This is a genomic window from Bartonella sp. AA86SXKL (genome assembly GCF_042196885.1).
On sequence record NZ_JBHIRE010000109.1, the window covers coordinates 1 to 393 of the forward strand.

A 393-nucleotide genomic window follows, 5' to 3' on the forward strand; every position below is an offset into this window, starting at 1 on the left:
AAGTTTTTCTTTATCATAATAAAGTTCTTCACGTGTTTCTGTTGCAAACTCAAAATTTGGCCCTTCTACAATAGCTTCAACTGGACAAGCTTCTTGACAAAAACCACAGTAAATACACTTAACCATATCAATATCATAACGAACAGTTCTGCGTGTACCATCATTACGTCGCGGACCCGCTTCGATTGTAATCGCTTGTGCAGGGCAAATTGCTTCACATAATTTACAGGCAATACATCGTTCTTCACCATTTGGATAACGACGAAGCGCATGTTCACCACGAAAACGCTGAGATACAACCCCCTTCTCATAAGGGTAATTAATCGTAGGCTTTGGTGAAAAAAACTGACGCATTGCCAAGAAAAAAGCACTCATAAATTCCAATAAAAGGAG

At 39.2% G+C, this 393-nt stretch carries 1 protein-coding gene; it reads right to left on the reverse strand.

Features of this window, described 5'->3' with window-relative positions; all coding sequences use genetic code 11:
- Positions 1–393: NADH-quinone oxidoreductase subunit NuoI (gene nuoI, locus ACFIO5_RS10230; RefSeq protein WP_375705340.1), on the reverse strand; the 393-nt coding region annotated here is incomplete at both ends.